The organism is Polyangium sp. 6x1, from assembly GCF_029946515.1.
Lineage (GTDB): Bacteria > Myxococcota_A > Polyangia > Polyangiales > Polyangiaceae > Polyangium.
In genome coordinates this window covers 1-8,877 of record NZ_JARZHH010000145.1, presented here as the reverse complement: position 1 = coordinate 8,877, position 8,877 = coordinate 1, and the positions used below count along the sequence as shown (strand labels likewise).

General features: G+C 69.4%; 8 protein-coding genes. 1 reads left to right on the top strand and 7 read right to left on the bottom strand.

Features of this window, described 5'->3' with window-relative positions; all coding sequences use genetic code 11:
* Positions 1-924, top strand: a 924-nt coding sequence (locus QHF85_RS49050) for a formylglycine-generating enzyme family protein (RefSeq protein ID WP_281334465.1), incomplete at its 5' end; no start/stop codon positions are given.
* A 76-nt stretch (positions 925-1,000) separates the two neighbouring features.
* Here the strand turns inward: QHF85_RS49050 and QHF85_RS49045 are convergent.
* The 7 genes from QHF85_RS49045 to QHF85_RS49015 all read right to left on the bottom strand — a co-directional run.
* Positions 1,001-1,369, bottom strand: coding sequence for a response regulator (locus tag QHF85_RS49045; RefSeq protein WP_281334464.1), 369 nt, complete (start codon positions 1,367-1,369; stop codon positions 1,001-1,003).
* A gap of 214 nt (positions 1,370-1,583) precedes the next feature.
* On the bottom strand, positions 1,584-3,140 hold the full coding sequence (locus QHF85_RS49040) for a pitrilysin family protein (RefSeq protein ID WP_281334463.1): 1,557 nt from the start codon (positions 3,138-3,140) through the stop codon (positions 1,584-1,586).
* The gene (locus tag QHF85_RS49035) at positions 3,137-4,519 is read right to left on the bottom strand and encodes a pitrilysin family protein (protein WP_281334462.1); all 1,383 of its coding nucleotides are present in this window, start codon (positions 4,517-4,519) and stop codon (positions 3,137-3,139) included. Before QHF85_RS49035 ends, QHF85_RS49040 begins: the two co-directional genes overlap by 4 nt.
* A gap of 113 nt (positions 4,520-4,632) precedes the next feature.
* Complete coding sequence (locus QHF85_RS49030; RefSeq protein WP_281334461.1) at positions 4,633-5,742, bottom strand: 2-oxoglutarate and iron-dependent oxygenase domain-containing protein; 1,110 nt, start codon at positions 5,740-5,742, stop codon at positions 4,633-4,635.
* 76 nt (positions 5,743-5,818) lie between these two features.
* Complete coding sequence (locus tag QHF85_RS49025) at positions 5,819-6,679, bottom strand: DUF4215 domain-containing protein (protein ID WP_281334460.1); 861 nt, start codon at positions 6,677-6,679, stop codon at positions 5,819-5,821.
* 127 nt (positions 6,680-6,806) lie between these two features.
* Entirely contained in the window at positions 6,807-7,649 is an 843-nt protein-coding gene (locus QHF85_RS49020; RefSeq protein WP_281334459.1) for a hypothetical protein, read from the bottom strand.
* A gap of 65 nt (positions 7,650-7,714) precedes the next feature.
* Positions 7,715-8,877 (bottom strand): PEGA domain-containing protein (locus QHF85_RS49015; protein ID WP_281334458.1); only part of this gene is annotated, 1,163 nt, incomplete at its 5' end.

The following is an 8,877-nucleotide window of genomic DNA, read 5'->3' as shown; positions in this document are numbered from 1 at the left end:
GCGAGCTCCAGCAGTGGGAGCGCGGGCGCGGGCGGCGTCGGCGGGATGGGCGGCGCGGGCGGCGCCGGCGGGATGGGCGGCGTCGGGGGCGCGGGCGGCGCGGGCGGCGTCGGCGGAGCCGGCGGGATGGGCGGCGCGGGCGGCCAGGGTGGCGCGGGTGGCGGCGGGCCGACGTGCCCCACCAACAGCACGCCGATGGTGCTCGTCGAGGGGCCCGAGGGGCCTTATTGCATCGACGCGACCGAGGTGACGAGCGGGCAATACGCGGCGTGGCTCCTGACGATCCCGCTCCCGGATTCGCAAGACCCCGTGTGCGGCTGGAAAACCTCATTCCTCCCGCGTTCGAGTGGCCAGCAGTGCAATTCCAGCCATTACGATCCGATCGGCAAACCGAATCACCCCGTGGCTTGCGTCGATTGGTGTGACGCGCGGGCCTTCTGCGAGGGCGTGGGCAAGCGTTTGTGCGGCCGGTTCGGGGACCAACCGCTCGGCTACGACGAATTCAACGATCCCACGAAGAGCGAGTGGACGTACGCCTGCTCCAACAAAGGGGAGCGGAATTATCCGTACGGCGACGACTACCAATCCGCCAGGTGCGTCGACGATCCCTACGACGGCATGCAGAACGCCGGCAACGGCAATGCCGAGCCGGTCAAAGCCGCCACGAACTGCAAGGGCGGTCCCGGCTTCTCGAACCTCTTCGACATGTCCGGCAACGTGTGGGAGTGGGAGGACGCCTGCAAGCCCGCCGGAAACGGCAGCGATCCCAAGGACGATCAGTGCCGTGATCGGGGCGGCTCGTTCTGGGACCAGGGGGGCTTCATGTCGTGCACCTCCCCGTCGATCGATCGCAGGCGCGACGCCTTCAACAAGAACCTCGGCTTCCGCTGCTGCGCCGATCCCAACGGCCTCGGAATGCCCTGATTCGAAAAGGAGCAAGGGAAACCTCGGAGGAGCGAATGGAGGCGCTCCACCGAGGTTTCCCTTGTTCCGTGAGCCTTCAGGCCGCGACCGTGAGCTTCGAGCGCAGGTAGCGGGAGACCTCGTCGAGCTCGTACGGCTTCGGGACGAACCCGATCGCGCCGCACTCGGTCCGCTCGAGCTGGCGTTGCGAGAGCGGATACGCGCTCGTCAGGATGATGCGAGCCCGCGGGAAGCCGTGGCGAATCTCCCGGGCCAGATCCAGGCCGTTGAGCTCGGGGATCATGAGATCGACCATCACCACGTCATATCCCTGCGTGTCGTCCAGATGGCGTTTCACCTCGTCGGCGGACGTGGCGAGGGCGACCCGATAACCTTCGAGGCGTAGAGCCAGCGACAAAGATCGACGCTGGGTACTTTCGCTGTCCACGATGAGCACGCTAGGCATGCCGCACCTCCCTCCCGTCGGGCTCGAAAAAGGAACGCGGGACGTACTAGCAAGGGCCGGGCCAAGGCCCTCGGTCAGGGCGGGAGGGACGGATCCCGGGCATTTCGCGGGGGTCGCTGGATTGACCAGGGGCAGGATGCGAGCGGGTGCGTTTCACCCGTGAAATCCGGGACCCGTTTCCGGTTTTCGTCTTCGCGATCCCGGGCGCGGGATCTCAGGGCCGGGCGGGGGCCGCGGCGGCGGGCAGGGTGCGGATCCGGGCGAAGTGGCGCGTCGGGTCCACGACCTTCACCTCGCCGAACCTCTGCAAGAGGGGGCCCACGCTCGCAGCGTCACCCGCGACCACGACGACGGCGTGGCCAGGGCGCACATGCTCGGCGAACGCCTTCGCCGCGGCCTCGGGGGAAAGGGCGCGGATCGCGGCGACGCGCTCGTCGAGGGCCTCGTCGGGCAGCTCGCGGGCGCCGAGATCGCAGAGCTCGTCGGCGCGCGCGCCGGGGCGGCTCGTGCTCACGGCGCGCGCGCTGCCGAGGAAACGCGCGGCAACGTCCATTTCGCGTGGGCTCGGCGCCTCCTGGGTGAGGGCGCGCAGCTTTTCGAGCACCGCCGTGAGGGCCTCGCCAGTGCGCTCGTCGTTCGTCTTCGTGTACACGTAAAACGCCGACGGCCCGTTCGCGAAAGGCACGGTCTCCGCGAAGACGCGCGAGGCGAGCCCCTTTTGGTCGCGTAGATCGGCCGCGAGCCTCCCCGTGACCGCGCCGCCGAGGACCTCGGCCGCGGCGGCGAACGCCGCGTAGGTCGGCTCCGACTCCTTTGGTCCGAGCGACCCCACGACGATCTCGCTTTGCGTGCTGCCGGGCCGGTCGACGAGCGTGATCTTCGTCGACTCCGGGGGCATCGGGTCGGTGAAGGAGAGGGCGGGAGCAACCCTGCCGGAGAGCGGGCCGAGGTGTTTTTCCGCGACCTTGCGCACCTCGTCCGCGGGCACGTCGCCGGTGATCGCCGCGATCATGTTCTTCGGGACGAAATGGCGCCGATGATACTCCTTGCAATCGGCGGGCTTGATCTGCGCGATCTCCTCGGCCGTAGCGTCGAACGAGGCGTACGGGTGGTGCTCGCTCGGGAGTGCGAAGAGGTCGCGATGCAGCGCCATCAGAGCGCCCCAGGCGCCGTCGCTCCGGGCTTTCTCCGCGGCGCGTTCGGCGAGCGCGGCCTGCACGCGCTCGATCTCCTTCGGATCGAGCCGCGGGCGGCCGAGGACGGACGCGACGAGCTCGGCCGCCTCGGCGAACCGGGGCGCGTGCACCGAAATGCCATACACGACCCGATCCGGATTCAGGTCCACCGACAAACTCGCCCCGAGCCCTTCCAATCGCTTTCGCAGCTCGATCGCGTCGAGCGCCCCCGCCCCTGACGACGCGACGGCCCGCGCGCAGATCGCGGAGAGGCCCGTCCGTTCTCCGTCCACCGCCGTGCCCGCGAGCACCGCGACCCGGAGGTGCACCACGGGCACCGCGCGATCGAGCAGGCTCACGACGCGCAGGCCATTCTTCAGTTCGACCGAGGTCGTCTTCGGCGCGGAAAAGGGCCTCGGCGGGGCCGCGTCGGGCGGAGGCTCCTTCGGCTCCGGGGCCGCTTCCGGCTCCTTCGGCTTCGCATCGGCCGTCTTCGCGGGCGGAGGCGTATGCAGCGGCGGGGGCGCGACGGTTTGGCCGGGACAACCGGCGACGAGGAGGGCGAGGAGCCCGAGGACACGCGTGCCCTGCTTCATCGCGTCACCTCCGCCGCGCTCGCCACGTTACCCACGACCACCGGCTTCGGCCGCGTCTCGATCACGGTTCCGCGCTTCGCCACGAGAACCTGCGCCGCAACCTTTTGCACGTCCGCCGGCGTCACGCTCGCGAGCCGCTCGAGCTCGCGCCCAATGGCCCGCGCGTCGCCATTCCAGAGCTCGTATTTGCCGAGCTCCAGCGCGCGATTCCGGATCCCCGCGAGCCCGAGGACGAACCCCGCTTCGAGCCTCTTCCGCGCCCGGATCATCTCCGCCGCGGTGGGGGGCGCGTCGGCGAGCTCCTTCAGCGCCGCGTCGATCCGCTTTTCCACCTCGGCCGGGGCCGCGTCCTTCGCGAGCCGCACCTCGATACGGAAGAGCCCCGGCCCGCGGCCGAAACGCGCGTCGACCTCGGCCCGCGCCTCGGTCGCGAGCGCGTCCGCCCGCACGAGGCGCGAAGCGAGCCGCGAGCCCTCGCCGTCGCCGAGGATCACCTGCGCCATGCGAAGCGCGTCGTGCTCGCGTGTCCCGAGGCTCGGCATCACGAATCCATACGAGAGCGCCGGCGCGTGGGCGAGCGCGTCCTCGACGACCTCGCGCCGCTCCGCCGCTTGCTCGGGTACCGTGGGCTCGACGAACGGTTTGGCCTGGTTACGGGCCATGCCGTCGAAATGACGGTGCACGAGCGTCATGGCCATGTCGGGATCGAAATCCCCCGAGAGCACGAGCACGGCGGTGTTCGGGGCGAAATGCGCCGCGTGGAAGGCGCGGACCGCGGCGAGATCCGCGCGCTGGAGATCCGCGCCCGACGTCCCGTGCGCGTACGCCGGGCATCCCTCGAATGCGAGCGCGCCGAGCCGGGCCTCGGCTTTTCCGTAGGGCACGTGATCGGCGATGGCGAGGGCTTTTTCGCCTCCGTCGATCGCCGCCTGCCGGAGGTCGATGCTTCGCATGCGCTCGGCTTCGAGCCAGAGGCCGAGCGCGAGCTCGTTTTCGGGGACGATCATCGAATACGCCGTCCGATCGACCGCGCTCCTCGCCGTGACGAACCCGCCGCGGCTGGCCACGAGCGATTCGAATTCGCCCGCGGCGAGGTTTTTCGTGGCGCCGAACAGGAGGTGCTCGAAGAGCCGGACGAACCCGCCTTGCCCCGCCGCCTCGTCGCGCGAGCCGACGTCGTACGTGACGGCGATGGCGACTGCGTTCGAGGCGTGATCCACGTTCATCACGACCCGCAGGCCGTTGTCGAGCGTGGCGCGCTGGATCGCGAGGCGCAGCGCCGGGGGCGGATCGGCCTTCGGGGGAGCGGCGAGCGCGGGCGCGGGGGCGGCGAGGAGCGCGAGCGCGACGAGCGACGAGCGCGTGGACGGGAGGCGCATGGGCGGCCTTTCTTACCACGCCGGACCTTTGGACTCAACGCGCGGCCCTTTCGCGCCTCCTGCATTCACGCGGGAGAACAGCGGCCAGCCGCCTGGATCGAGAGGGGGGTTTTTCAGCGACTCTCGCCCGCGCGCACGCTGGCGAGCCTGTCGTAATGGCGATAGCCGAGCTTCGAGAGGACCTCGGGGGGCGCGAGGCCGATATCGACCAGGGTCTTGATGTCGTACGTGCCCGCCAGGACCGGCGGCCGATAGGCCATCATCGTCTCGCGGGTCTGGAAGGGGGGCAGCGGGAAGAGGCGCGTATCGGTGTGCACGTGGACGAAATGGGCCATCGAGGTGCGCGCAAAGCCCGGGGTCTTCGGCGCGGTGATCACGTGGGGCGTGGCGAGCAGGCGCCCTCCGGTCAGGATCTCGAGCTGCTGGCCCACCTGGGCCACGATGCAGCCCGGCGGCGCGGTCCCCGGCACGAGCTCCCCGCCGGGGCGACCGTCCGTGCCCCGCGTGCGCAAAAAGAGGCCGCTCCGATTGTCGGGCCGCGCGCAGCGATTCCGATCGCGGTCGAGAAACCAGCCGCCCGGCAGGAGCGTGAGCAAATTGAAATCGGTATGTTCCTCGCCCCAGAGGACGCCGCTCTCGCATTGCTGCGCGTCGAGCGGCAAGTACAAGAGGCCGCGCGTGACGTGCGGGGCGCCGCGGGTCACGTCGACGAACGTCTCGCGGGGCAGGGCGAGCGCGTCGGCGCACGCGCGGAGGAGCGCGAGGCCGGCCTCGTGCAGGGCTCGTCCGATCGCCTCGTAAAACGTGCGGAAGCGGGGCCGGTCCTCGGGCCAGACGTTCGGCGGGTGGATCTCGGGGTAGAGCTCGGCGGCGACGGGATCGACGTCGATGGGCGCGGCGAACCAGCACTCCTTGAAATCCGGCTGACCCCCGGCGACGACGGCCTTTTCGGTGTTGGGCGGTGTGTATCCGCGCTGGAACCAGAGGTCGGCGCGGGCCCAGCGGCGTTTGTCGGCCTCGGGGAGGGCGGTGAGCGCGAGGAACTCGGTGTAGAACGCGTCGAGCGCGGCGGGGTCGATGCCGTGGTTTTTCACGTACACGAGCCCGTACCGGCCGAGCCCACGCTCGATCGCAGCGGCGGCCCGTTGTTCGCGCTCGGCGTCGCCGGAGCCGACGTCCTGGAGATCGAGAATGGGGATTTCGTCGTGGAGCGTGCCCGTCATGGCGCGGGGGACTACCACGGGTCGGGGAGGGGGCGCAACGGGTGTTCGGTCCAGGCGAACACGCGCGCGAGGGCCGTCACATTGCGCAGAGGCCGTTCGTGCAGATGTTGGTGTAACAGTCGGCGGGCAGGGTGCAGGGGTCGCCGATGTTTTTCACGCAGGTTTTGGAGCCGTTCATGTCGGGATCGGCGCAATGCAAGGATGCGCACTCAATGTTGCTTGTACATGCTTGGTCCAAGGCCTTTCGGCAGGCGGTGACGCCCGTGCATGCCTCGCCCTCGGCGGCGAGGCATGCCTCGCCCATTCCATAACTCGGATCCTCATCATATTTGTCTATGGCTGTGCAGTTGCCGAGAAACCCTGGGTAGATGCACGTTACGCACGGTTCATCGCACGCGCTGCCGCAGCAGACACCGTCTGTGCAGAACGTTGTCGCGCAATCATCGTTCGTAAGGCAAATCTTTCCCTCGGCGCATGGATTGCAATGGGTACCGCCGCAATCCACGTCTGTCTCGTCGCCGTTCATGAGCCCGTCATCGCAGCTCTTGCAGGCATTCTCGAAGCAGTAGCCATCCGCGCCGCAATGCTGGTTGACAAGGCACTCGACACACTTCCCCGCGTCATCGCAGAGGCCCGCCGCGCACAGCTCGCCGGCTTTCTTCGCCATGCAGATGCTCTGCGTGCCGACCGTGCCGGTGCACGTGTAGCAAGCGTCCACCGAGCACGACGTGCAACCGTCGCCCGTTACGTCGTTCCCGTCGTCGCAGCTCTCGCCCGGGGCGAGGACGCCGTCCCCGCAACCCGGCGTGGACCCACCCGAACCGCCGGCTCCGCCGACGAGCACGTACTCGTCCAGGCCGAGGATCTGGCCACAGCCAGCCGCGAGCAGCGCAAAGGCCGCCAACCATCCGCAAATCCGCGCGTACGCTCCGTTCACCGGTACCTCGAGGTCTCCGGACGGACGCTACCCGAGCTTCAGGCGGACGTGAAGAGAGACGAAGGACGGGAAGGGGGCTGGTTTGGAAGAGGGGTGCGCGGGGGCTCGTCGAGCCCCCGCGGCTACTTCACATGGCGCAGACGCCATCCATGCAGTTGTTGCTGAAGCATTCGCCGTTCGCCGTGCAGGGCTCGCCGTTTTGCTTCACGCACGTCTTGGTCCCGTCCATGTCGGGATCGCCGCACCGCCCGGTGATACACTCGTTGCCATTTGCGCAGGCCGTGCCCTCGGCCAAGAGGCAATTTCCCAGCCCCGAGCACGTCTTGCCGTCCGCAGCGAGGCACGACTCACCCATGCCGTAGCTCGGATCATCGCCATACTTGTCGATGAAGCTGCACTCGCCAACGAGCCCGGCGATGTCGCACGCAGAACATGCGCCGTCGCACGCAGCGCTGCAGCAAACGCCATCCGCGCAGAACGTCGACGTGCAATCCGCCCCCGCGACGCACGTCTTCCCCTGCTCGCACAGCCCGCAGTGCGTGCCACCGCAATCGACGTCCGTCTCGTCGCCGTTCTTCACGGTATCGTCGCACGACGCGCACGCGTCATTGAAGCAATACCCCGTGCCACACTGGGCGTTGTCGATGCACTCGACGCACTGGCCCGCGGCATTGCAGACGTTCGTCCCCTCACACGCCTCGCCCGCCGCTTTCGCCGTGCAGGCGCTCGGCGCGCTCGTATCGCACGTCCAGCAAGCATCCACCGCGCAGGCGGAGCAGCCGTCGCCGTCCGTGTTGTTCCCGTCGTCGCACGTCTCGCCCATGTCGAGAGCGCCGTCGCCGCAGCTCGACGCCATTCCACCCGAGCCGCCGTTGCCCGCGCCGCCCGTCGTGTCCGGCGGCAGCGGGGCGTCGTCGGGACAACCCCCGAGCGCGACCATGAGCGCGCCAAGGGTCAAAGCCAAGGTCATCGATGATCCGTACCGATTCATTTGGAGATTCCAACCTCTCGTTTGTCGGGGCGTCCGGCCCTCGATCAAAAGCTCCCCTTCACCACGACACCGCCAGGCGTCACATGGAAGGACGCGGAAGGCTGCGACTTCGGGCCCGTCAATGCGTAGACGGCCGTACCGGCGCCGATGACCCCCGCGCCGATCAGCGTCACGAGCGCCGTCGTTCCGAGCGCTGCGCTCGTGCTCTGCGAGTCCCGGAAATCATTCACGCATTGCTGGTTCGCCCGGGCGCACTTGTTCGTCTCCCAGGTGTCGTAACTGTTCGAATCGACGACCGAGTACCCAATGAACGTCCCGAGGCTCACGAGCGCGAGCCCGCCCGCAATGCCAGCGCCCGCCAGGATCAACGTCTTGTTCCGCGCCGGCGGCGGAGGCGGCGGCGGGGGCGGCGGCGGCTTCGCCGGAGGCGGCGGCGGCGGCGTGACCACGAGCGGCACCGCGCTCTCGGCGCCCGCCGCGACCGTCAGCTCTTTCTTGGTCTCCGGCATCCCTTCCTTGCGCGCCGTGAGAATGCGCGCGCCCGGCTCCACGAAGACCGCGCCGCCCAGCGGCGACGTCCCGACCGGTTTGCCGTCGACCTGCACCTCGGCCCCGTCCACGTCGACGCTCACGAGCAGCGTGCCGACCTTGGACTTCGCCTCGGCGAACATCTTCTCGGCCGCCTGACGCTCCTCGGGCTTCGCCGCCTGACCGCCCTCGCGCAGGAAATACGCGAGGTGCTCCGCCGCGTCGCGCGGCTTTCCGAGCTGCATTTCGGAGCGCGCGAGGGCGAGCGCAATCTCCGCGTTCGGCTTGAGCTGGAACGCGGCGTCGAGCGCTTCGCGGGCCTTGTCGTGCTGGCCGGCTTTCTGCGCGCGCACCCCTTCTTCGAATTTCTTCGCCGCTTCTTTCTGCGGATCGGGAGGCGGTGCGGCGGGTGCCTTTGCATCGGCCCCGGCCTGCGCTTTCGCGTCCGCGGGCGCCGCGTCCTTTTTCGTGTCCGGGGTCGCTGCTTGCGCTTTTGCGTCCGCCGGCGCGGCCGGAGCTTTCGCGCCAGCCGGAGGCGCAGCCGGGGCTTTCGCGCCAGCCGGAGGCGCAGCGGGGGGCGCAGCCGGGGCTTTCGCGCCAGCGGGCGGCGCAGCGGGGGGCGCAGCCGGGGCTTTCGCGCCAGCGGGCGGCGCGGCCGGAGGCGCGAAAACCCCGGCTG

Coding starts and splice junctions, on each gene's coding strand:
- QHF85_RS49045 (WP_281334464.1), bottom strand. CDS start 1,369: ATGCCTAGCGTGCTCATCGTGGACAGCGAAAGTACCCAGCGTCGATCT.
- QHF85_RS49040 (WP_281334463.1), bottom strand. CDS start 3,140: ATGAAGCAGGGCACGCGTGTCCTCGGGCTCCTCGCCCTCCTCGTCGCC.
- QHF85_RS49035 (WP_281334462.1), bottom strand. CDS start 4,519: ATGCGCCTCCCGTCCACGCGCTCGTCGCTCGTCGCGCTCGCGCTCCTC.
- QHF85_RS49030 (WP_281334461.1), bottom strand. CDS start 5,742: ATGACGGGCACGCTCCACGACGAAATCCCCATTCTCGATCTCCAGGAC.
- QHF85_RS49020 (WP_281334459.1), bottom strand. CDS start 7,649: ATGACCTTGGCTTTGACCCTTGGCGCGCTCATGGTCGCGCTCGGGGGT.